This window comes from Enterobacter cloacae complex sp. SHL022, from assembly GCF_049237785.1.
Classification (GTDB): domain Bacteria; phylum Pseudomonadota; class Gammaproteobacteria; order Enterobacterales; family Enterobacteriaceae; genus Enterobacter; species Enterobacter hormaechei_C.
Window position 1 is genome coordinate 98,135 of record NZ_JBMKJH010000003.1, and the last position, 23,606, is coordinate 121,740.

Below are 23,606 nucleotides of genomic sequence, written 5' to 3' on the forward strand. Positions count from 1 at the left end.
CCTTCTGTCCATATTGGTTTTGATTGAAATCAGTAAACCCGGCACATTTTAACAACCTTACAGAACTAACGTTTCAGGAATGTAACTTTGCACAAATGAAATGGTTACTACCAAAGAGGCAGTTTTAACCATAATGAAACGAGGGTTTTTGCAATCTGAAGCGATTCAACAAGGCAAAAAATGAAAATTCGCCCTCTTATGATGAATTTCTATTCTATAGGTTGGGGTATGAGGGGTTAACGTACCGATTTACAATTGGTTTCTTTTTATTCAAGTCGTCATCGCCCCTTCATAAAGCAGGTGCATTCGCTGGCGCTTACCACTATTCTGGCGCTAACGGAAGCCATCTCCGCTTTTTTCGGTATCGTTAACCGTAAAGAAATAAATACAGAATATGGACTTTCATAATTACATACGCACAGCGTGAACATAACAACCACACACGAGGTTTCAAATGGAAGCTCAACAGCATGGCGATCAGCTAAAACGCGGCCTTAAAAACCGCCATATACAGCTCATCGCCCTGGGCGGTGCTATTGGTACTGGCCTGTTTCTGGGCAGTGCATCGGTTATCCAGTCGGCCGGTCCGGGCATTATTTTGGGGTACGCGATAGCGGGTTTCATTGCATTTCTGATTATGCGTCAGTTAGGGGAAATGGTTGTTGAGGAGCCGGTCGCAGGCTCATTCAGCCACTTCGCCTATAAATACTGGGGCAGCTTCGCAGGTTTCGCCTCGGGCTGGAACTACTGGGTTCTGTACGTTCTGGTTGCCATGGCCGAGCTGACCGCCGTCGGGAAATACATTCAGTTCTGGTACCCGGAGATCCCTACCTGGGCGTCTGCGGCGGCCTTCTTCGTCCTGATTAACGCCATTAACCTCACCAACGTAAAAGTGTTCGGTGAGATGGAGTTCTGGTTTGCCATCATCAAAGTGATTGCCGTTGTAGCGATGATCATCTTCGGCGGCTGGCTGCTGTTCAGCGGCAACGGCGGCCCGCAGGCCACCGTGCGCAACCTTTGGGAGCAAGGCGGGTTCTTGCCTCACGGCATGACCGGCCTGGTGATGATGATGGCGATAATTATGTTCTCCTTCGGCGGTCTGGAGCTGGTGGGCATCACCGCCGCGGAAGCCGACAACCCGGAACAGAGCATCCCGAAAGCCACAAATCAGGTTATCTACCGCATCCTGATCTTCTATGTGGGCTCCCTGGCGGTGCTGCTCTCGCTGCTGCCATGGACGCGCGTCACGGCGGATACCAGCCCGTTTGTGCTCATCTTCCACGAGCTGGGCGATACCTTCGTGGCGAACGCGCTCAACGTCGTGGTGCTGACCGCTGCGCTCTCCGTTTATAACAGCTGCGTTTACTGCAACAGCCGTATGCTGTTCGGCCTGGCGCAACAGGGCAACGCACCGAAAGCGCTGCTCACCGTTGATAAGCGTGGCGTACCGGTTAATACCATCATCGTGTCGGCGGTCGTGACGGCGCTGTGCGTGCTGATTAACTACCTGGCCCCGGAATCAGCCTTCGGTCTGCTGATGGCGCTGGTGGTTTCCGCCCTGGTGATTAACTGGGCAATGATTAGCCTCGCGCACATCAAGTTCCGCCGCGCCAAGCAGCAGCAGGGCGTAACCACGCGCTTCCCTGCCCTGCTCTATCCGCTGGGGAACTGGGTTTGCCTGCTGTTCATGGCAGCTGTACTGGTCATCATGCTCATCACCCCAGGCATGGCGATTTCCGTCTACCTGATCCCGGTCTGGATTGCGATCCTCGGCGTGGGTTATATGGTGAAACAGAAAAATGCCAAAACGGTGAAAGCGCACTAAATGTTTTCTCGCTGTACTCGCGGTTGCGGGTACAGCGTCTTGTTACCTTCCTCACAAATTCGCGCCAACAGCAAAATCCTCCATATCACCGCCTTTATATTGCAACGCATATATTCGTTTGCCAGCGAATAATTCTCTCCATACCGAAACCCGGAGAGCTGTCGATGAATAACAACAAACTGTCAGTAAAAGAAAAGATCGGCTATGGCATGGGTGACGCCGGATGCAACATTATCTTTGGCGCCATCATGTTATTTGTTAACTATTTTTATACGGATATTTTTGGTCTGACTCCTGCACTGGTTGGCGTTTTACTCCTGTCCGTGCGCGTCATTGATGCCGTAACGGACCCGATCATGGGCGCGATTGCTGACCGTACCCGCAGCAAATATGGCCGGTTTCGTCCATGGCTGCTGTGGATTGCCTTCCCCTATGCGCTGTTCAGCATTCTGATGTTCACCACGCCAGAGTGGAGCTATAACAGCAAAGTTATCTATGCCTTTGTCACCTACTTCCTGCTGTCGCTGACCTATACCGCCATCAATATTCCGTACTGCTCGCTCGGCGGCGTGATCACCAACGACCCGAAAGAGCGCGTTGCCTGCCAGTCCTACCGTTTTGTTATGGTTGGTATCGCCACGCTGCTGCTGTCGCTAACGCTCCTGCCAATGGCCGACTGGTTCGGTGGGGATAACAAAGCCAAAGGCTACCAGATGGCGATGACCGTGCTGGCGCTGATTGGTACCTGCATGTTCCTGTTCTGCTTCGCCACGGTGCGCGAGCGTGTGCGTCCGGCGGTGCAAACCCATGACGAACTGAAAAACGACCTGAAAGACGTGTGGAAGAACGACCAGTGGGTGCGGATCCTGCTGTTAACCCTGTGCAACGTCTGCCCTGGCTTTATCCGCATGGCGGCCACCATGTATTACGTCACCTGGGTCATGGGGCAAAGCACCCATTTCGCCACGCTGTTTATCAGCCTGGGCGTTGTCGGCATGATGTTCGGCAGTATGCTGGCGAAAGTGCTGACCGACCGCTGGTGCAAGCTGAAGGTCTTCTTCTGGACCAACATCGCGCTGGCGATTTTCTCCTGCGCCTTCTACTTCTTCGACCCGAAAGCGACGACAACCATTGTTGTGCTTTACGTCCTGCTGAACATCCTGCACCAGATCCCATCCCCGCTGCACTGGTCCCTGATGGCCGACGTGGACGACTACGGTGAATGGAAAACCGGGAAACGTATCACCGGGATCAGCTTCTCCGGCAACATCTTCTTCCTGAAACTGGGTCTGGCGATTGCCGGGGCAATGGTCGGTTTCCTGCTCTCCTGGTACGGCTACGATGCGGGCGCAAAAGCGCAGAGCGCGGATGCCATCAACGGGATCGTGCTGCTCTTTACCGTCATTCCTGGCATTGGATACTTAATTACCGCGGGCGTAGTACGTCTGCTGAAAGTGGACCGTGAGACCATGAAGCAGATCCAGTCCGATCTGGAAAAGCGTCGCACCAACTATCGCGAGCTGAACGATTATCAGGAACTCAAAGCCGCTGAGACTAAATAAGGAAAGCCGAATGCAAACCTGGCCAAACCCGTTTATTGAACAACGCGCCGACCCGTATATCCTGCGTCACGATGGGCAATATTACTTTATCGCCTCCGTACCGGAGTACGATCGGCTGGCGATCCGCCGCGCGGACTCGCTGGAAGGTTTACGCGATGCCGAAGAGGTGGTTGTCTGGCGCAAGCCCGACACCGGCCCGATGAGCCAGCTGATCTGGGCACCGGAACTGCATCATATCGACGACAGTTGGTACATCTATTTTGCCGCCACGCATACCCAGGCGCTCGATCAGCTCGGGATGTTCCAGCATCGCATGTTTGCCATTGAATGCGCAGATCGCGATCCGCTCACCGGTACGTGGGTGGAAAAAGGGCAAATCAAAACCCCGTTTGACACCTTCGCGCTGGATGCCACCACCTTTGTTCATCAGGGTAAACGCTGGTATTTGTGGGCGCAAAAAGCCCCGGATATTTCCGGTAACTCGAATCTTTACCTGTGTGAAATGGAAAATCCGTGGACGCTGAAAGGCGAGCCGGTGATGCTCAGTAAACCGGAATATGACTGGGAGTGCCGCGGGTTCTGGGTCAATGAAGGCCCGGCGGTGCTGTTCCATGGCGATAAGCTGTTTATCAGCTATTCCGCCAGCGCCACCGACGAGAACTACTGCATGGGATTACTGTGGGCAGACCTGAATGCCGATCCGCAAAACCCGGCTAACTGGCATAAATCCCCGCGCCCGGTGTTCGTCACCAGCTACGAAAACCGTCAGTATGGGCCAGGCCATAACAGCTTTACGCAGACGCCGGAAGGCGAAGATGTGCTGGTCTACCACGCGCGAAACTACACTGACATTGAAGGCGATCCGCTTTACGATCCCAATCGCCATACTCGCCTGAAACTCATCCGCTGGAACGAAAACGGGATGCCTGAATTCGGCATCCCGCCCGCAGATACACCGTAACGGCTTCGGCGCGCTGGCTTAAACCAGCGTGCCGTAAATCGTCAGCAGCGCCACAATCACCACCACCACAAACGACGTTTTCTTCGCCATCGAGACGGCAGCCTTTGGCGTTGCGACTTTGTCCGTGTGCGGCTCACGGGCCAGCGAGAACTGTGCCAGTCGGGTTAAAACCTGATACTGCGAGGTATGGCGGTCAGCAAGGGAGACAAACCACGCGGGCAGCGCCTTTTCACCGTGACCGATGAGGGCATAGACCACGCCTACCAGACGCACCGGAAGCCAGTCGAGCACGTGCAGGATGGCATCAATGCCGGACTGTAGACGTTCATGCGGCGTAAGATAGCGGGCAAGCCAGGTCTGCCAGGCGCGCAGGAACGCGTAACCCATCAGCAGTACCGGCCCCCAGGGTCCGCCCACCACGAACCAGAACAGCGGCGCCAGGTAGTAACGGAAGTTAATCCACAGCAGCGCGTTTTGCAGCTCCCGCAGAAACTCGCGTTCATCGCAGTCCGGCGGTACGCCGTGGATCATCGTCAACTCGCTCGCCATCGCGCCGCGCGCGTGGGCATCATCCCGGGAAGCGGCTTTCAGATACGCGTGATAGTGCAAACGCACCTTGCCCGCGCCAATACACAACACACCGAGCAGGATCCACACCACCAGCAGCGGCACGTTGAAAAAGAGGCCGTAAAGCGAGCGCAGCAACAGGAACGTAATGGCCATCACGCCTGCCGCCATCAGCAGCGTGCGCAGCATGGAAAAATGCCTGATGCGGCGGAATAACACCTCCAGCCGATGATCCAGATGCCAGTGCTCGCCGAGCTTAAACAGGCGTTCAGCGATCATAACCAGCAGCATGGTAAACAACGTCATGTTATCTCCTTATCTGACGACGTGGTAAGCATGGCGTGAAACCGGGACCAGTCAAACGCCGGGCCGGGGTCGGTTTTTCTTTCGGGGGCGATGTCGCTGTGCCCTGTAATATTGTCTGCAATGGCGGGATAGCGCCCGATTAACGTTTGCGTTACAGCAACCAGTTTCTCATATTGCGCATCGGTGTAAGGCGTGGTGTCCGTTCCTTCCAGTTCAATTCCAATGGAGAAATCATTGCGCCGCTCGCGCCCCTGATACTTCGACACGCCGGCATGCCAGGCACGCTTATCAAAAGGAACATACTGAACCACTTCGCCATCACGACGGATCAGACAGTGCGCCGATACGCGCAGATGCGCAATCTCAGCAAAGAAGGGGTGGGCATCGGGATCTATCGTTCCAGTGAATAACGCATCGATCCACGGACCGCCAAACTCACCCGGCGGGAGACTAATATTGTGAACCACCAGCAGTGTGGGCTTTTCATCCTCCGGGCGGCAGTCGTGGTGCGGCGACGGTACATGCCGCGCGTCCACCAGCCATCCGTTTTCTAACAACATGCTGGAACTCCTTATCTATGGTGCTGTTACTCGGTTCAGAGTAGCATGTTTCAATATTATGATTCGTTACCAATTTGGAGTTTTATCATGCCGCCTCGCCGCTATAACCCCGACCACCGACGTGACGCGCTTCTGGAACGTATTAATAGTGATATCCCGGCAAGCGTTGCCCATGCCCTGAGAGAAGACCTCGGCGGTGACGTCAGCGCCGATAACGATATTACCGCCCAATTGTTGCCAAAAGAGACACGCTCGCATGCGGTGATTATCACCCGTGAAGCAGGGGTTTTCTGCGGCAAACGCTGGGTTGAGGAGGTCTTTACCCAGCTGGCGGGCGACGAGGTGCAGGTAACATGGCACGTTGAGGACGGCGATGCGGTCACGGCGAATCAGCCACTGTTCGAACTGGACGGCCCGTCCCGCGTCTTGCTGACTGGTGAACGCACCGCGCTCAATTTTGTGCAAACGCTCTCTGGCGTTGCCAGTGAAGTACGCCGCTACGTTGACCTGCTGGCAGGCACCCGCACGCAGCTGCTGGATACCCGTAAAACCCTGCCGGGCCTGCGCACCGCGCTGAAATACGCGGTACTCTGCGGTGGCGGCGCCAACCATCGTCTGGGGCTATCCGATGCCTTCCTGATCAAAGAGAACCACATTATTGCCTCTGGCTCGGTGCGTCAGGCCGTGGAAAAAGCCTTCTGGCTGCATCCGGATGTGCCCGTCGAAGTGGAAGTGGAAACGCTGGAGGAGCTGGACGAGGCCATTAAAGCGGGGGCTGACATCATCATGCTCGATAACTTCGACACGGAGCAGATGCGTGAAGCGGTCAAACGCACAAACGGCCAGGCGCAGCTTGAGGTGTCCGGCAACGTGACGTTCGACACCATCCGCGAATTTGCTGAAACCGGCGTCGATTACATCTCCGTAGGCGCCCTGACCAAGCACGTCCGCGCCCTCGACCTCTCGATGCGCTTCAAATAAATTATCCCCCCTCTCCGCCCGGAGAGGGGAAATACGAAACCGCTCGCAATTACGCTGTCCTTCTCTGCAATACTGAATCATTTCCCTGAAAGCCCCTTCACGTTCACGCTTTTGCCCCTCGTTTCTGCGCGCAGTCACTGCCACAGTAGCGCCACTTAACATAAGGAGCAGACATGAACAGACAACAAGGATTTACCCTGATTGAGCTAATGGTAGTCATTGGCATTATTGCCATCCTGAGCGCGATTGGCGTCCCGGCCTATCAGAACTACCTGCGAAAAGCGGCGCTCACCGATATGCTGCAAACGTTCATCCCCTACCGCACCGCCATTGAGCTTTGCGCCCTGGATCGTGGTGGTGTGGATCGCTGCGACGCAGGCACCAATGGCATCCCCTCCCCGACAACCACACGTTACGTTTCAGCGATGAGCGTGGCGAAGGGGATCGTATCGTTAACAGGGCAGGAAAGCCTTAACGGACTTGAAGTGCTCATGACACCGATCTGGAGCGACGGTAACGGTATGACGGGCTGGACGCGTGACTGCAAAATTGCGTCCGACACGGCGCTCAGACAAGCCTGTGAAGATGTTTTCCGCTTCGACAACAACTGAAAGGAGTGGACAATGAATACCGAGCAGCTTATGACGCTCTGTCAGCGCCATCACGCACTGCTACTCGCAAGCGACACCGAGATGATCAGCATTGCGGTGGTGGGTAATCCAGCCTCTGAGCTGATGGAAGCGTTACGCTTCGCCACGCAGAAACGTATTGATATTGAGTGCTGGACGGCTGAACGGATGGAAAAACGGCTTCAGTCCCTCTCATCATCACACCTGCCGGGCATCGCGCCAAACTCAGCCGCTGACGTGCTCAGTACAACCTTGCAGCAGGCAGTAAACCAGCGGGCTTCTGACATCCATATTGAACCGACGGAGCACGGTTACCAGATCCGTTTGCGAATCGACGGTGTTCTCTACCCTCAACCGCCGATCTCTGCCGCCCTCGGGACGACGCTTGCCGCACGCCTGAAGGTGCTGGGTCAACTGGATATTGCGGAGCGCCGCCTGCCGCAGGACGGTCAGTTTACGGTGGAGCTGGCAAGCGTCCCCGTCTCTTTTCGTATCGCAACCCTTCCCTGTAGCGGTGGAGAAAAAATCGTGCTTCGTCTGCTTCACCAGGTACAGCAGGCTCTGGAGCTTGAACAGCTGGGGATGAGCGCAGACCAGCAGGTCCGTTTTGCCGGGGCGCTTAACAGCCCTCAGGGGTTGATTCTGGTCACCGGCCCGACAGGTAGCGGGAAAACGGTGACGCTGTACAGTGCGTTACAGGCGCGAAATACACCTGACGTTAATATTTGCAGCGTGGAAGATCCCGTTGAAATCCCGCTTGCAGGCTTAAACCAGACGCAGATTAATCCGCGTGCGGGGCTGACCTTCCAGAGCGTGCTGCGCGCCCTGCTCAGGCAGGATCCTGACATCATTATGGTAGGTGAAATTCGTGACGGCGAAACGGCAGAAATTGCCATTAAGGCGGCACAAACCGGGCATCTGGTGCTGTCCACCCTCCATACTAATTCGACGACTGAAACGCTGGTACGGCTGCAACAGATGGGTGTCGCGCGCTGGATGATCTCTTCGGCGCTCTCGATGGTGATTGCCCAACGGCTGGTGCGCCGTTTATGCCCGTACTGCCGACAGGAAGCCAGCCGCCACACCGAATTACCCCGCACGCTGTGGCCCCGGCCGCTTCCTCGCTGGCAACCCACCGGCTGCGATCGCTGCTACCACGGTTTTTATGGTCGCGTAGCCATTTTTGAAGTGCTCGTCATCGACGACACGCTGCGGCAGGCCATCGCCAGCGGAGCAAGCACGGAGGTGATTGGGTCCAGCGCTCGTCAGGCGGGAATGACCTCATTGTTTGAGCATGGCTGCATGGCCGTAGAGCAAGGGCTGACTACGCTCGAAGAGTTGTTGCGCGTCCTGGGAATGCCAGATGGCTGCTAATTCGCTCTGGCGCTGGCGTGCCCTGACCACCGAGGGGGAGGTGCAAACCGGCACCCTCTGGGCCATCGACCGTAACGCAGCTTACACGGCTCTGGTGCTTAAACAGCTGCACCCGCTGGCGCTAAAACGCTGCCAGCAGCACCACCGATGGCAAGTGCAGCACTGCTACGATATTTTTCGCCAGCTCGCCACGCTGCTACAGGCCGGACTCACGCTGTCCCAAAGCCTGCACATGCTGGCGGAACAGCATCCTTTGCAGCACTGGCAGGCGCTGCTGCACAGTCTTGCTGATGACCTGAGCGAAGGTTTCGCTCTGTCAGAGGCCATGAAGAAATGGCCAGAGGTGTTTAGCCCCCTTTATGTCTCGATGGTGAAGACGGGTGAACTGACGGGTAAGCTCGAAGCCTGCTGCCGTCAGCTTGCGCAGCAACAAAAATCCCAGCAGCAGCTCAGTGCAAAGGTGAAGAAAGCGCTGCGCTATCCGCTGATCATCCTGACGCTGGCCGTTTTCGTGGTGCTGGCGATGGTCACGCTGGTTTTGCCTGAGTTTGCTGCAATCTACAAAACGTTCAACACCCCGCTCCCTTTGCTCACGCAGGCAGTCATGGGGCTGGCGGCCTTGGTTCAGGCGCATATCCTCACCCTTTTGGCCCTGCTCGTGGCAATGGTTGTCATCGCCTGTAAGCTGCGGCGGCATCCGCGCTGGCAGTATGTCTTGTTACATGTACCGGTGATGGGCACGCTGACGCGCGGGCAAAAACTGGGGCAAATTTTTACCGTGCTGTCATTAACCCAGCAGGCCGGAATTGCCTTTTTACAAGGACTGGAGAGTGTGGAGGAGACCGTTGAGTGTGGCTACTGGCAGGAGAAACTCCGTGAGATACGCAGCGATATCGAACAGGGGATGCCCGTGTGGTCCTCCTTCCAGAAGGCCTCTGTTTTTACGCCACTGTGTATTCAGCTCATTCGCACCGGAGAAGTGTCGGGTTCACTGGATGTCATGCTGATAAATCTGGCCCGCCATCATACGGAACAGACATTTCAGCAGGCAGACAATCTGGCGGCGCTTCTTGAGCCTTTGCTACTGGTCGTGACAGGTCTGATTATTGGCACGCTGGTGGTGGCAATGTATCTGCCGATTTTCCATCTGGGGGATGCAATGAGCGCGGGGTAACGCTGGCGCACGGACGCGCGCCAGCCGTAGCCGTCAGAGGCTATTGAAAACGCGGTTTTCCTGCTCCTGAACGCGGATAAACGTCGTGCGTTTAGTCAGCTCTTTCAGGCGGGAAGCCCCAACGTAGGTGCAGGCAGAACGCAGTCCGCCGAGGATATCGCGCGCCGTGTTTTCGACCGGACCACGCAGTGGTAGCTTAACGGTTTTGCCTTCCGCCGCACGGTATTTCGCGACACCACCCACGTGACGGGTCATCGCGGATTCAGAGCTCATTCCGTAGAATAGCATGAATTTCTCGCCGTTCTCTTCCACCACGGTACCGCCGCTCTCTTCGTGGCCTGCCAGCATGCCGCCGAGCATCACGAAATCCGCGCCGCCGCCGAAGGCTTTCGCGACATCGCCTGGCATGGTGCAGCCACCGTCGCTGATGATCTGGCCGCCCAGACCGTGCGCAGCGTCAGCGCATTCAATTACCGCAGACAGCTGCGGATAACCCACACCGGTTTTCACGCGCGTGGTGCAAACGGAGCCCGGGCCAATGCCCACTTTCACAATGTCGGCTCCGGAGAGGATCAGCTCTTCACACATTTCACCGGTCACCACGTTGCCCGCGATGATGGTTTTGGTTGGCCAGGCTTCACGCGCCTTGCTGACGAACTGGACGAAATGTTCGGAATAACCATTTGCCACGTCAATGCAGACAAAATTCAGCGCCGGATTGGCGTTCAGGATCTGTTTGGTTTTCTCGAAATCTGCATCAGACGTACCGGTCGAGACCATCACATGCTTCACCACTTCAGCCGAGGCGGAGGCGACAAACGCATCCCACTCTTCAGCGCTGTAGTGTTTGTGTACCGCAGTAAGGATGTCGAATTGCGCCAGTGCGGTCGCCATCTCGAAGGTCCCGACGGTGTCCATGTTGGCCGCGATAATCGGCACGCCAGACCACGTCTGACCGGAATGCTTAAAGGTGAATTGACGTTCGAGTTCAACGTCTGAGCGACTTTTCAGTGTAGAGCGTTTAGGGCGGATAAGAACGTCTTTGAAACCTAACTTCAGATCTTCTTCGATACGCATGTGCGGATTCCTGGGGTTAGAGGCAAATATATTAAAAGCACAACTCCAGTGACGCTATCATACGCACTAATACCTGCTCCGCAAGACTGCGAAATTCTCTTTTTTTACGCTACAATCCTATAAATTTACCTGGTAAAAAGCGGGTAAAGAGAGCTAAACATTGGCTGTTGTAAGTTTGAATTTTAAGCAACTGATTTTAAAACTGAATAATTCCCAGGATCTGATTTAATGGGGTATATCGTCGCATTAACCGGCGGCATCGGTAGTGGTAAAAGCACCGTTGCGCACGCGTTTGCTCGTCTCGGCATCACGATTATCGACGCCGATATCATTGCCCGTCATGTGGTAGAACCCAATACACCCGCCTTAAACGCCATCGAAGCGCATTTTGGTCGCCGTGTGATACAGGCTGACGGCACCCTGAATCGTCGGCAGCTGCGTGAGTACATATTTTCCGATCCAGCGGAAAAAGCCTGGCTTAATGCCCTGCTCCACCCCATTATCCACCAGGAAACTCAGCGTCAAATTGCCGCAGCCCGTTCGCCCTATGTGTTGTGGGTCGTCCCGTTACTAGTGGAAAATCAGCTTCAGAATAAAGCAGACAGAACGCTGGTGATTGACGTTTCCCGCGAAACGCAAATCCAGAGAACCATGGCGCGTGACAATGTTTCACGCGAACATGCTGAACAAATTCTTGCCGCACAGGCCACGCGCGAAGCGCGCCTCGCCGTTGCGGATGATGTTATTGATAATAACGGCGCACCAGATGCCATTGCATCGGATGTTGCTCGTCTGCACGCGCAGTATCTGACCTTCGCCGCGCAGGCCGTTGCACAGGAAAAACCATAATGTCGACTCATATCCTTTTTGAGCACCCGCTTAACGAAAAAATGCGTACCTGGCTACGCATAGAATTTCTTATTCAACAGCTTTCACAACATCTGCCTGTCAACGATCACGCCACCGCGCTGCATTTTTTCCGCAACGTGGGCGATCTGCTGGATGTGATTGAACGCGGTGACGTCCGCACTGAGCTGTTGAAAGAGCTGGAGCGCCAGCAGCGTAAATTACAGGCCTGGGCCGAAGTACCGGGCGTGGATCAAAGTCGAATTGACGCTTTACGCCAGCAGCTGAAAAACAGCAGCACGACGCTGATGGCCGCGCCGCGCGTTGGCCAGTTTTTACGAGAGGATCGTCTGATTGCGCTGGTACGCCAGCGCCTGAGCATACCGGGCGGTTGCTGTAGCTTTGACCTGCCAACGCTGCATATGTGGTTGCACATGCCGCAGGAACAGCGCGATCGCCAGGTGAACAGCTGGCTGGGCAGCCTGGAGCCGATGAATCAGACGTTATCCTTGATCCTCGATCTTGTGCGTAACTCTGCCCCGTTCCGCAAACAAACCAGTCTCAACGGTTTCTATCAGGATAACGGCGACGACGCCGATCTTCTGCGCCTGAATCTGTCTCTTAGCGAGCAGCTTTACCCGCAAATTTCCGGACATAAAAGCCGTTTCGCGATCCGCTTTATGCCGCTGGACAGTGAACATGGCACCGTGCCGGAACGCCTCGATTTTGAACTGGCCTGTTGTTAAGGAGTGCCGATGTCTGACGTAACCACCGTAAACTGCCCAACCTGTGGGAAAACTGTCGTCTGGGGAGAAGTGAGTCCATTTCGCCCATTCTGCTGCAAGCGCTGTCAGCTTATAGACCTGGGCGAATGGGCGGCGGAAGAGAAACGCATTCCGAGCGAAGGCGATCTCTCGGATAGCGATGACTGGAGCGAAAACCAGCAGTAACGTTCAAAGCCTGCTGGCGCTTCGCTTAGCAGGCCTACGGTTGTGCAACCAGCCGGAGTATCACAGGCTCATTGGCGGGCGGGAATTTTTCCGCATCGCTGGCCTGAAGCTCAATCCAGTTACCCGGCTGCCCCTCTTTACCCCACGGTTCACCTTCCCAGCTTTCCACCAGCCAGAACCACAGCGTGATGTGACGATCCGGAAACTGGTACTCCAGCTTATCGAACAGCGTTGCGCCAAGCGGGGTGATCCCCACCTCTTCCTGAAGCTCACGCACCAGCGCCTGCTCCGGCGTTTCACCTGATTCGATTTTCCCGCCGGGGAATTCCCATTTGTTGGCCATGTGCGCATCGGCGGCACGTTGGGTAATGAAGATCTGGTTTTGCGGGTTGCGAATGATCCCGACAGCAATTTGCAGTGTTTTCATCATGTCACTTCCATAAAAAAGGCGCAGATATCTGCGCCTTTTCAGTTTGTTATGTTCTTAGCTCAGACGGCCGTGGCACGCCTTGTATTTTTTGCCGGAACCGCATGGGCACGGATCGTTACGACCAACTTTACGATCGCCCGTCTGCGCTGCGATTGCTGCTGCGGCTTCGCTCTCATCGGTCTGATGGCTCAACTGCTGCATCTGTGCCAGACGCTCAGCTTCTTCACGACGCTGCTGCTCCATCGCTTCCACTTCTTCCGGCATACGCACCTGAACTTTGCTCAGAGTGCTGATAACTTCATACTTCAGCGACTCCAGCATGGCAGCAAACATGGAGAAGGATTCACGCTTGTACTCCTGCTTCGGATCTTTCTGCGCATAACCTCGCAGGTGGATACCCTGACGCAGGTAGTCCATTGCCGCCAGGTGCTCTTTCCACAGGGAGTCCAGGGTCTGCAACATTACGCCTTTCTCGAAGTGACGCATCATCTCTGCGCCAACCACTTCTTCCTTACGCTTGTAGACGTCCAGCGCGGTTTCGTAGATACGCTCGCGCAGGGTCTCTTCGTGCAGCTCAGGCTCTTTGTCCAGCCACTCTTTGATTGGCAGTTCGAGATCGAAGTCGTTTTTCAGACGTTCCTGCAAGCCTTCGATATCCCACATTTCTTCCAGAGACTGCGGTGGAATATGAGCGTCGATAGTGGCTTTGAACACATCTTCGCGAATGCTGTTGATGGTTTCGCTCACGTCGGACACGTCCAGCAGTTCGTTACGCTGGGTGTAGATCGCACGACGCTGGTCGTTGGCAACGTCATCATATTCCAGCAGCTGCTTACGAATATCGAAGTTGCGGCTTTCCACTTTACGCTGGGCGTTGGCAATCGCTTTGGTAACCCACGGGTGCTCGATCGCTTCGCCAGGTTTCATGCCCAGTTTACGCATCATGCCGGACACACGGTCAGAGGCGAAAATACGCATCAGCGCATCTTCCATAGACAGATAGAAGCGGGAAGAACCGGCATCACCCTGACGACCCGCACGACCGCGCAGCTGGTTATCGATACGACGAGATTCGTGACGCTCGGTACCAATGATGTGCAGACCACCGGATGCCAGCACCGCGTCGTGACGCACTTGCCAGTCGGCTTTGATCTGCGCGATTTGCTCTGGGGTTGGGTTTTCCAGCTCCGCCACTTCGGCCTGCCAGCTACCGCCGAGCATAATATCGGTACCACGACCCGCCATGTTGGTGGCGATGGTTACGGCTGCCGGGTAACCCGCCTGCGCAACGATATCTGCTTCTTTAGCGTGGAACTTGGCGTTCAGAACGTTGTGTTTGATGCCTGCTTTAGTCAGCTCGTTAGACACCACTTCGGACTTCTCGATGGAGATGGTCCCCACCAGTACCGGCTGGCCCTTCGCGGTACGTTCGCGAATATCTTCGATGATCGCCTGAATTTTTTCCGCTTCAGTCATGTATACCAGGTCCGGCATATCCTTACGGATCATCGGACGGTTGGTAGGTACTACCACGGTATCCAGCTTATAGATGGAGCTAAACTCAAACGCTTCGGTATCTGCGGTACCGGTCATCCCCGCCAGCTTCTCGTACAGACGGAAGTAGTTCTGGAAGGTGATGGATGCCAGCGTCTGGTTTTCGTTCTGAATATCCACGCCTTCTTTGGCTTCCACGGCCTGGTGCAGGCCATCGGACCAGCGACGTCCCTGCATGGTACGGCCGGTGTGTTCATCGACGATGATGACTTCCCCGTCTTTAACGATGTAGTCAACGTCGCGGGTGAACAGCGCGTGCGCGCGCAGTGCAGCCGTTACGTGGTGCATCAGCATGATGTTGCTCGGGGAGTACAGAGACTCGCCCTCTTCCATAATGCCTTCAGCAACCAGCAGCTCTTCGATTTTCACCAGGCCGCGTTCGGTCAGGTTGACCTGACGCGCTTTTTCATCCACGGAGAAGTGACCTTCACCCTGGAAGGTATCGGAGTCTTCTTTCTCCTGACGCAGCAGGTGAGGAATGATTTTGTCGACTTTACGGTACATCTCGGAGCTGTCTTCGGCCGGGCCGGAGATGATCAGCGGGGTACGCGCTTCATCGATCAGAATGGAGTCAACCTCATCCACCAGCGCATAGTGCAGTTTACGCTGGACGCGCTCTTCCGGGCTGAACGCCATGTTGTCACGCAGGTAGTCGAAGCCGTATTCGTTGTTGGTGCCGTAGGTGATGTCCGCGTTGTAGGCTTCACGCTTGGCAGGTGCCGGCAGGCCGGACATGTTAATGCCCACGGTCATGCCGAGGAATTCGAACAGTGGACGGTTGTTTTCGGCGTCGCGCTGCGCCAGATAGTCGTTGACGGTAACAACGTGAACACCCTTACCCGTCAGCGCATTCAGGTAAGCCGGCAGCGTTGCAGTCAGGGTTTTACCTTCACCGGTACGCATTTCCGCGATGCAGCGCTCGTTGAGCACCATCCCGCCCAGCAGCTGCACGTCGAAGTGACGCATGCCGAACACGCGTTTACTGGCCTCACGTACTACGGCAAAGGCTTCCGGGATCAGGCTTTCTAAGGTTTCGCCTTTCTCCAGACGCGCACGGAACTCCGCGGTTTTTGCTTTCAGCTCATCATCAGAGAGCTTCTCCATCGCCGGTTCCATACCGTTGATGACGTTTACCGCTTTGCGCATGCGGCGCAGGGTACGATCGTTACGACTACCAAAAACTTTGGTTAACAATTTGATTAGCATAATAAATTCTCAAACGCCCCAGTCGGGCAGATAAATTAAGGTATTGAAAAAGGTTAATTTAGCTGAGGCGTTGAGGCCCGGCACGGATGCCGTGAACCTGGCTAATCCATGTCGAAACAGAGAAGGATGCAGGGGAAACAAAATCCGTTTTCGCCGTCTGATTCACGGTCACTGGCGGCTGGTTGTCCTGCGTCAGAAGCGCATTAAGCGTATCGAGCAGAGCAAGGTGCTGAGCCTGGACCGGCAGCGTTTCTTCCGCAACAGGCATCGTCTGCGGCGCCATCGCGAACGACAGATGGCGGATAACCGTGCGAATCGCGTGCTGCTGCCAGTAATCAACGGAGAAATTGGGACGACGGCTGGCTTCAAGCCATGCGAGATTAGTGAAGTTAACCCGTGTGGTGAGATCGTGTTTAGTCGTCGTGGAACGTGCTGGCGTCGCCGCGTCTGCGCTGTTGCTGAGCACAGGCAAGCCGAGACTCGCCGCGACCATCCCCAATAAGAGATGCGGCCAGAAGTAACGTCTGCCAAATTGTCGCCAGCGCGTCAGTATTCCGCTCACTTGCTCCACCACGTTCGCCCGCCAGTGCAGGCTGAGTTTAGTTATTCTTTTTTAGCGCCCAGATATTACCACTAAAGCCAATACACGGCAGCAGGAATGACACCTTGCAGCAGGTAAAAACGGTCAATAATGCAGCGAACACACCGTTATTCGGCACCCGACACAGGCCAGGGGTGAAAGGGACAAATTAAAGAAGGGCAGAAATAAAAACGACTGGCTTCCCTGGTCGGAGAGAGTACCAGGTGAACCAGTCGCTTTTCTTACGAAACGGGTTTAACCGTTACGCCAGGACCATAGTCGGTGCTTTGAACGCCAGCGGCAGTTCAGCTTCGTCTTCGAAGGTCACATATTCCCAGGCTTCCTGTTTTGCCAGGACGGCCTGCAACAGTTTGTTGTTCAGTGCATGACCGGATTTAAACGCGGTAAAGGCACCAATGATGTTGTGACCACACATGAAGAGGTCGCCGATCGCGTCCAGCATTTTGTGACGAACAAATTCATCTTCAAAACGCAGGCCGTCTTCGTTCAGTACGCGATAATCGTCAACAACGATGGCACAATCGAAGCTGCCGCCCAGGCACAGGCCGCGGGATTGCAGATATTCGATATCACGCATAAAGCCGAAGGTACGTGCTCGGCTGATCTGGCGCATGAACGCATCCGCAGAGAAGTTCATCGCATAGCGCTGGGTGCTGGAGTCAATCGCCGGATGGTTAAAATCGATGGTGAAGTCCAACGAAAAACCATTGTACGGTTTGAATTCAGCCCATTTGTCGCCATCTTCGACGCGAACGGTCTCTTTAATGCGAACAAATTTCTTCGCGCAGTTCAGTTCTTCGATGCCGGCATCCAGCAACAAATAAACGAACGGAGCAGCACTCCCGTCCATGATCGGGATTTCTGGCGCATCGACTTCAACCATAATGTTGTCGATACCCAGACCCGCCAGGGCGGCGTTCAGGTGCTCTACGGTAGAAATCCGCACGTCATGCTCGTTCACCAGACAAGTACAGAGCATAGTATCACGCACAGATTTGGCATCGGCCGGAAAATCTACCGGTGGATTCAAGTCGGTGCGACGATAGATGACCCCGGTATTGGCCGGCGCAGGGCGTAACGTCAGTGTGACTTTCTTGCCGGTATGTAAACCGACACCCGTCGCCTGAACGATACGTTTAAGTGTCCTTTGTTTGATCATCGTATAATCTCGCCAAATTAACTATCCAACCGAGAGTGTATATCACTAACGGTGGGCCAGTTTAGCACAAAGAGCGCAAATCCCCAAATTCCAGCCAATTCTTAGTCAGCTTGCTTACGCAGGAACGCCGGGATATCCAGATAATCTGGCTCTTTTGCCGTTTGTGGAGTCGGGTCGTTCACCACTTTCGCAGCGGGTTTTTGCTCCTGAGTCAGAGGCGCCATACCGTGCTGCTGGTAACGATCCATAACCGGCTGCTGAGTCTGTTTGTTAGTCACCAAGGTGATCTCAGGACGCTTGTCCATACCGATACCGGTGGCCACAACGGTCACACGCAGTTCGTCGTTCATTTCCGGATCAAGGGAGGTACCGATAACGACGGTCGCGTTGTCAGAGGCGAATGCACGGATGGTGTTACCCACGGTTTCGAACTCATCCAGACGCAGGTCAAAGCCAGCGGTAATGTTGACCAGCACGCCGCGCGCGCCAGACAGATCGATATCTTCCAGCAGTGGAGAGGAGATCGCCATTTCAGCAGCTTCTTCCGCACGGTCTTCGCCGCTCGCCACGCCAGAGCCCATCATCGCGTAGCCCATCTCGGACATCACGGTACGAACGTCTGCAAAGTCGACGTTCATCAGGCCAGGACGGGTAATCAGTTCAGCAATACCCTGAACCGCGCCTTTCAGCACGTCGTTTGCCGCGCCAAAGGCGTCCAGCAGAGAGATACCGCGACCCAGCACTTTCAGCAGCTTGTCGTTCGGAATGGTAATCAGAGAGTCCACGTGCTTGGACAGCTCGGTGATACCCTGCTCCGCGAAAGCCATACGCTTCTTACCTTCAAAGTTGAAAGGCTTGGTCACGACAGCAACGGTCAGAATACCTAAATCTTTAGCGACTTCCGCCACAACGGGTGCTGCACCGGTACCTGTACCGCCGCCCATACCCGCTGCGATGAAGACCATGTCTGCACCGTCCAGTGCAGCGCGCAGCGCTTCACGATCTTCTTCAGCCGCGTTGCGGCCCACTTCCGGGTTAGCCCCTGCTCCCAGACCTTTGGTGATGCCACCACCGATCTGAATCGTCTGGCCAACAGCCGTTTTACGCAGCGCCTGCGCATCGGTGTTCACCGCGAAGAATTCAACACCTTCGATGCGCTCGCGCACCATGTGCTCTACGGCGTTACCGCCGCCGCCACCGACGCCGATGACTTTAATCACCGCGTCGTTGGTTAATTCCATAGGTTCAAACATAATCTCTCTCTCCGTTGTGCCTGTCGCCCGAGACCGCTAATTCTCTCCGGTCTCTTAAAAAAATTAAAATTCTTTTCGCAGCCAGGTGTTAAGTCGTTTGACCCACGACCCCACCGAGACGCGTTTTTCCACCTCTGCCTCACCACTTAAATGGGACTCTTTCCCGTAGTGCAGCAGGCCCACCGCCGTTGAATAGTACGGCTCCTGGGCATAATCCGTTAAACCGGTGATATTCAGCGGCGCACCGATACGCACCTGCGTATGGAACACGCGCTGAGCGCAGGCCGCAAGACCTTCAATTTGCGCTGCCCCGCCGGTTAATACAATCCCCGCCGCGAGATGATGTTTCACACCCTGCTGGCGAAGCTGTTCCTGTAACTGCAAAATCTCTTCGTTGACCAGGTTGAGCAGCTCGGTATAACGCGGCTCAATTACCTCTGCCAGCGTCTGGCGTTGCAGGCTGCGCGGCGGTCGACCGCCTACGCTCGGCACTTCAACGCTCTCGTCTTTGCCGACGATAGAGCCCAGCGCGCAACCATGGCGCACTTTAATCGCCTCTGCATCGCTCGGTGGCGTACCAAAAGCGTAAGCAATATCGCTGGTCACGACGTTCCCTGCGTACGGGATCACTTTGGTGTGGCGTAACGCACCGCCGGTATAGACAGCCATGTCCATTGTACCACCACCAATATCGACCACACAGACGCCCAGTTCACGTTCGTCTTCGGTCAGCACGGAATAGCTCGCGGCAAGTCCGGCGAAAATGAGTTGGTCAACTTTCAGGCCACAACGTTCAACGGCTTTTACAATGTTCTTCGCCATATCGTTGTGACATGTGATCAGGTGCACTTTTGCCTGCATACGCACGCCCGACAGACCGACCGGATTCTTGATGCCTTCCTGGTAGTCGATCGCGTATTCCTGCGGGATCACATGCAGCACACGGTGCTCGTCGCGAACACGCACGGATTTCGCCGTGTGGACAACGTTCTCAACGTCTTCCTGCGTCACTTCTTCTTCGGAAATCGGCACCATACCGATTTCATTCTGGCAGCTGATATGCTTACCAGAAAGGGCCAGATAGACAGAGGAAATTTGGCAATCTGCCATCAATTCAGCCTGGTCGATGGCGCGCTGAACGCATTTCACCACCGACTCAAGGTCGTTTACCCCACCTTTATCCATACCACGGGAGGGGCAGCTGCCCACGCCAATGATATTGACCATACCGTCGGGCAGAACTTCCCCTACCAAAGCGGCAACCTTCGCGGTGCCAATCTCCAGTCCTACTACCAATTTTCTGTCCGTCGACTTGATCATTGTTGTTCTGCCTGTACCTGTGCCTGATTTTGTTGCTGATTAGGTTCCTCGACCGGAGCCGGCTCCCAACCGACTGCTGCGCCTGAGTCATAGCGCAAATCAACGTAGCTTATCCGTTTGCCATCCGTCTGCGCCTGCTGCTGTAAAACCGGGTAAAGTTCGACAAAACGCGCCAGACGTTTCATTGTATCGCCGCGGCCAAGGTTGAGCTTGATGCCATTCGTTAAGGTCAACTGCCAGGAACGGCGCGCCGTCATCGCAGCATCTTTTAACGTAAAGCGATCCTTAGCCAGCACCTGCCCCATCTCACGAAAACCCTGCAATACTTCGTTTTCGCTGCCTTCCGGCCCATACAACATCGGTAAATTCTGCTTGTTGACACGATCGCTCGGGACGCTGAACGAATTTCCGTCTACATCAACCATATGCTGATCATTCCAACGCGCAATCGGCACATATTCAACCAGATGAATCTTCAATTCATCAGGCCATTGCTTTCTGACACTTGCCTGTTTTATCCACGGCAGACGTTCAATCTGACTCTGAATAATGTTGACGTCCTGCGTCATAAAGGTGCCAGGCGACCCAAGCGCCAGAATCGACTGGCGAATATCATCGTTACGCGTGTAGTGTCGCTCCCCGGTCACCACCAGCTTTGAAAGCGGCAACCGCTGCGCATCTTCCATCCAGCCCAGCACCATCCAGCCGCTGATAAACACGGTGCACAGCACCCCGAGCAGGAAGATGATCCCTGCAAGACGCGTTCCATTACTCCGGCGCGAAGAGGAATATTCTTCTTCGTCATCGCGGTTGCGCGTGTTCAATGCAGCCTGAGACATATCAGCCCGCCTGGTCCAAAATACGTACAACTAATTGCGAGAAGCTCATTCCCGCCTGACGCGCCGCCATCGGCACAAGGCTATGGCTGGTCATACCCGGAGACGTGTTTGCTTCCAGCAGATAAAATTGCCCGTCACCGTCAAGCATGACGTCAATGCGTCCCCAGCCACGACATCCCAGAACATTCCACGCTTTAAGCACCAGAGACTGTAATTCGGCTTCACGCTCTGCTTCAAGACCCGCTGGGCAGAAATATTGCGTCTCATCAGAGAGATACTTCGCCTCATAATCATAGAAGACTCCGGCGGGTTGGATGCGAATTGACGGTAAAATTTCTTCGCCAAGCATCGCGACGGTAAATTCCGGCCCGCTAAGCCATTTTTCAATCAGAACTTCTTCATCATGTTGAAATGCCAGTGCTAAAGCGTCAGCCAAATCTACAGCTTTATCAACTTTGGACATTCCCACGCTCGACCCTTCACGGCTCGGCTTAACAATAACCGGTAAGCCCAGTGCCGCAATGCGTGTATTAACGCTGTCCGACAGACCCAATTCATATTCACGACGCGTCAGTGCAACCCATGGCGCAACGGGCAGGCCCGCGCCCTGCCACAGCAGTTTGCTGCGCAGTTTATCCATGGAGATGGCGGATGCCATCACGCCGCTGCCGGTGTACGGTATACCGATCAGCTCCAGCAGCCCCTGCAACGTGCCGTCTTCACCACCGCGGCCGTGCAACGCGATGAAGGCTTTATCGAAGCCCATCGCTTTCAGCTGCGTGACGTCCACCTCTTTCGGATCAACCGGATGCGCGTCCACGCCACCTTCACGCAGGCCCGCCAGCACGGCAGCGCCCGAATTCAGAGAAACCTCGCGTTCGGCGGAAGTGCCGCCAAACAGGACAGCAATCTTATCAGCCATGACGCTCGTCCTCCTGAGTTTGCGGCTTCAGTTTGATTTCAGCTAAGGTACGGGCGATTTTGCCGATATTTCCCGCGCCCTGAATCAGGATCAGATCGTTACCCGTCAGGACCGGGGCAAGCATTTCAGCCACCTGCGCCGGGTCGGGAACCAGAATAGGATCCACTTTACCGCGTCCACGGATGGTACGACATAAAGAACGACTGTCCGCACCCGGAATCGGCGTTTCACCCGCAGCATAAACATCCAGCATCAGCAGGGTATCAACCTGAGAAAGGACGTTGGCAAAATCGTCATACAGATCGCGGGTACGCGTGTAACGGTGCGGCTGGAAGATCATGACCAGATTCTTTTCCGGCCAACCCGCACGTGCCGCTTTGATGGTTGCGTCCACTTCCGTCGGATGGTGACCGTAGTCATCCACCAGCATCGCAGACCCTGGCTTACCGTTTACCGGCTCCAGTGGGAATTCACCGAGGAAGTCGAAACGACGGCCCGTCCCCTGGAAGCTCTCCAGTGCACGCAGGATCGCTTCATCGTCAATGCCTTCTTCTGTCGCAACAGCCACCGCCGCCGCCGCATTCAGGGCGTTGTGACGTCCCGGCGCGTTCAGGGTGACATGCAGCAGGTCTTTATCCTGACGCGCGAGGGTGAAATGCCCCTGCGCACCGATCTGTTTGTAATCTTCTACGCGTACATCCGCGTCTTCGCTGAAGCCGTAGGTCGTAATTTGACGCCCGACGCGCGGCAGCAGTTCGCGAATAACCGGATCGTCCACGCACATCACCGCACGGCCATAGAACGGCAGGTTGTGCAGGAAGTTAATAAAGGTCTGCTTTAAGTTCTCGAAGTCACCCTGGTAAGTGTCCATATGGTCAGCTTCGATGTTGGTGACGATCGCCACCATCGGCTGTAGATGCAGGAACGACGCGTCGCTCTCATCCGCTTCCGCAATCAGATAACGGCTATGGCCCAGACGCGCATGCACGCCAGCGGCTTTCACCAGACCACCGTTAACGAACGTCGGGTCGAGACCCGCTTCCGCATAAATGCTGGAGACCATCGCTGTTGTGGTGGTTTTACCGTGCGTGCCGGCCACCGCAATGCCGTGACGGAAACGCATCAGTTCCGCCAGCATTTCCGCGCGACGGATCACCGGAATGCGCGCCTCATGCGCCGCAACGATTTCCGGGTTATCCGCGGAGATAGCGCTGGACACCACAACCACGCTCGCATCGCTCACGTTTTCCGGGCGATGATTGAAATAGATAGTCGCCCCCAGCGACGCCAGCTGCTGCGTAACAGGGTTTGGCGCCAGGTCAGACCCGCTGATCTGATAGCCTTCGTTAGCTAACACTTCGGCAATACCGCCCATGCCAGCACCACCGATGCCGACAAAGTGAATGTGCCGGACGCGACGCATCTCGGGCACGATAGAACGCAGTTTTGCCAGTTGTTGTGTATTCATTCTCTAAACGCCATCGACTACTTCAAAAAAATCGTGCAGCGC

Annotated in this window: 22 protein-coding genes; 10 read left to right on the forward strand and 12 right to left on the reverse strand. The window is 55.2% G+C overall.

Features of this window, described 5'->3' with window-relative positions:
- The first annotated feature begins 454 nt into the window (after positions 1–454).
- The 3 genes from aroP (at position 455) to ACOTZD_RS07345 (ending at position 4,348) form a co-directional block, all read left to right on the forward strand.
- Positions 455–1,825 (forward strand): aromatic amino acid transporter AroP, encoded by a 1,371-nt coding sequence (gene aroP, locus ACOTZD_RS07335; RefSeq protein WP_003856317.1) that lies wholly within the window; start codon positions 455–457, stop codon positions 1,823–1,825.
- 164 nt (positions 1,826–1,989) lie between these two features.
- Positions 1,990–3,387 carry a glycoside-pentoside-hexuronide (GPH):cation symporter gene (locus tag ACOTZD_RS07340; protein WP_174402292.1) on the forward strand — a complete coding sequence of 466 codons (1,398 nt, stop codon included), beginning with the start codon at positions 1,990–1,992 and terminating at the stop codon, positions 3,385–3,387.
- A gap of 10 nt (positions 3,388–3,397) precedes the next feature.
- Positions 3,398–4,348: a family 43 glycosylhydrolase gene (locus tag ACOTZD_RS07345; RefSeq protein ID WP_174402293.1), complete on the forward strand. Its 951-nt coding sequence runs from the start codon at positions 3,398–3,400 to the stop codon at positions 4,346–4,348.
- 18 nt (positions 4,349–4,366) lie between these two features.
- Here ACOTZD_RS07345 and ampE read toward each other — a convergent pair whose 3' ends face one another.
- Positions 4,367–5,221, reverse strand: a complete 855-nt coding sequence (gene ampE / locus ACOTZD_RS07350; RefSeq protein ID WP_003856320.1) for a beta-lactamase regulator AmpE — start codon at positions 5,219–5,221, stop codon at positions 4,367–4,369.
- On the reverse strand, positions 5,218–5,781 hold the full coding sequence (ampD, locus tag ACOTZD_RS07355; RefSeq protein WP_421636263.1) for a 1,6-anhydro-N-acetylmuramyl-L-alanine amidase AmpD: 564 nt from the start codon (positions 5,779–5,781) through the stop codon (positions 5,218–5,220). Before ampD ends, ampE begins: the two co-directional genes overlap by 4 nt.
- Before the next feature lie 87 nt (positions 5,782–5,868).
- On the opposite strand from ampD, the gene nadC reads away from it, so the two are divergent.
- The 4 genes from nadC to hofC all read left to right on the forward strand — a co-directional run bounded on the left by nadC (position 5,869) and on the right by hofC (position 9,939).
- Complete coding sequence (nadC, locus tag ACOTZD_RS07360; RefSeq protein WP_048243506.1) at positions 5,869–6,762, forward strand: carboxylating nicotinate-nucleotide diphosphorylase; 894 nt, start codon at positions 5,869–5,871, stop codon at positions 6,760–6,762.
- Between the two features lie 173 nt (positions 6,763–6,935).
- Positions 6,936–7,373 carry a prepilin peptidase-dependent pilin gene (gene ppdD, locus ACOTZD_RS07365; protein WP_023315399.1) on the forward strand — a complete coding sequence of 146 codons (438 nt, stop codon included), beginning with the start codon at positions 6,936–6,938 and terminating at the stop codon, positions 7,371–7,373.
- 12 nt (positions 7,374–7,385) lie between these two features.
- On the forward strand, positions 7,386–8,765 hold the full coding sequence (gspE, locus tag ACOTZD_RS07370) for a type II secretion system protein GspE (RefSeq protein ID WP_050871271.1): 1,380 nt from the start codon (positions 7,386–7,388) through the stop codon (positions 8,763–8,765).
- Positions 8,755–9,939: a protein transport protein HofC gene (gene hofC, locus ACOTZD_RS07375; RefSeq protein WP_050871270.1), complete on the forward strand. Its 1,185-nt coding sequence runs from the start codon at positions 8,755–8,757 to the stop codon at positions 9,937–9,939. Before gspE ends, hofC begins: the two co-directional genes overlap by 11 nt.
- A gap of 33 nt (positions 9,940–9,972) precedes the next feature.
- Here hofC and ACOTZD_RS07380 read toward each other — a convergent pair whose 3' ends face one another.
- The gene (locus tag ACOTZD_RS07380; protein ID WP_003856327.1) at positions 9,973–11,016 is read right to left on the reverse strand and encodes a GMP reductase; all 1,044 of its coding nucleotides are present in this window, start codon (positions 11,014–11,016) and stop codon (positions 9,973–9,975) included.
- Positions 11,017–11,244: 228 nt separating this feature from the next.
- On the opposite strand from ACOTZD_RS07380, the gene coaE reads away from it, so the two are divergent.
- Genes coaE through yacG form a run of 3 tightly spaced genes read left to right on the forward strand, consistent with a single transcriptional unit; the run spans position 11,245 to position 12,812 of the window.
- Positions 11,245–11,865, forward strand: a complete 621-nt coding sequence (gene coaE / locus ACOTZD_RS07385) for a dephospho-CoA kinase (protein ID WP_059370142.1) — start codon at positions 11,245–11,247, stop codon at positions 11,863–11,865.
- Positions 11,865–12,608 carry a cell division protein ZapD gene (gene zapD, locus ACOTZD_RS07390; protein WP_003856329.1) on the forward strand — a complete coding sequence of 248 codons (744 nt, stop codon included), beginning with the start codon at positions 11,865–11,867 and terminating at the stop codon, positions 12,606–12,608. The genes coaE and zapD overlap by 1 nt, the downstream gene beginning before the upstream one ends.
- A 9-nt stretch (positions 12,609–12,617) precedes the next feature.
- On the forward strand, positions 12,618–12,812 hold the full coding sequence (yacG, locus tag ACOTZD_RS07395; RefSeq protein ID WP_003856332.1) for a DNA gyrase inhibitor YacG: 195 nt from the start codon (positions 12,618–12,620) through the stop codon (positions 12,810–12,812).
- A gap of 34 nt (positions 12,813–12,846) precedes the next feature.
- Here the strand turns inward: yacG and mutT are convergent, their stop codons facing one another.
- From mutT to murC, 9 genes are all read right to left on the reverse strand, one after another.
- Positions 12,847–13,239 carry an 8-oxo-dGTP diphosphatase MutT gene (gene mutT, locus ACOTZD_RS07400; protein WP_003856333.1) on the reverse strand — a complete coding sequence of 131 codons (393 nt, stop codon included), beginning with the start codon at positions 13,237–13,239 and terminating at the stop codon, positions 12,847–12,849.
- Positions 13,240–13,296: 57 nt separating this feature from the next.
- Positions 13,297–16,002: a preprotein translocase subunit SecA gene (gene secA, locus ACOTZD_RS07405; RefSeq protein WP_003856335.1), complete on the reverse strand. Its 2,706-nt coding sequence runs from the start codon at positions 16,000–16,002 to the stop codon at positions 13,297–13,299.
- Between the two features lie 58 nt (positions 16,003–16,060).
- On the reverse strand, positions 16,061–16,564 hold the full coding sequence (gene secM, locus ACOTZD_RS07410; protein WP_032628081.1) for a secA translation cis-regulator SecM: 504 nt from the start codon (positions 16,562–16,564) through the stop codon (positions 16,061–16,063).
- 280 nt (positions 16,565–16,844) lie between these two features.
- On the reverse strand, positions 16,845–17,762 hold the full coding sequence (gene lpxC, locus ACOTZD_RS07415) for a UDP-3-O-acyl-N-acetylglucosamine deacetylase (protein ID WP_003856337.1): 918 nt from the start codon (positions 17,760–17,762) through the stop codon (positions 16,845–16,847).
- A gap of 101 nt (positions 17,763–17,863) precedes the next feature.
- Complete coding sequence (gene ftsZ / locus ACOTZD_RS07420; protein WP_003856338.1) at positions 17,864–19,015, reverse strand: cell division protein FtsZ; 1,152 nt, start codon at positions 19,013–19,015, stop codon at positions 17,864–17,866.
- A gap of 63 nt (positions 19,016–19,078) precedes the next feature.
- Positions 19,079–20,335, reverse strand: coding sequence for a cell division protein FtsA (gene ftsA / locus ACOTZD_RS07425; protein ID WP_003856340.1), 1,257 nt, complete (start codon positions 20,333–20,335; stop codon positions 19,079–19,081).
- A complete protein-coding gene (ftsQ, locus tag ACOTZD_RS07430) occupies positions 20,332–21,174 on the reverse strand; it encodes a cell division protein FtsQ (RefSeq protein WP_003856342.1) in 843 nt (280 codons plus the stop codon). The genes ftsA and ftsQ overlap by 4 nt, the downstream gene beginning before the upstream one ends.
- A 1-nt stretch (position 21,175) precedes the next feature.
- Positions 21,176–22,096: a D-alanine--D-alanine ligase gene (locus tag ACOTZD_RS07435; RefSeq protein WP_003856344.1), complete on the reverse strand. Its 921-nt coding sequence runs from the start codon at positions 22,094–22,096 to the stop codon at positions 21,176–21,178.
- Entirely contained in the window at positions 22,089–23,564 is a 1,476-nt protein-coding gene (murC, locus tag ACOTZD_RS07440) for a UDP-N-acetylmuramate--L-alanine ligase (RefSeq protein WP_003856345.1), read from the reverse strand. The genes ACOTZD_RS07435 and murC overlap by 8 nt, the downstream gene beginning before the upstream one ends.
- Positions 23,565–23,606: the final 42 nt, after the last annotated feature.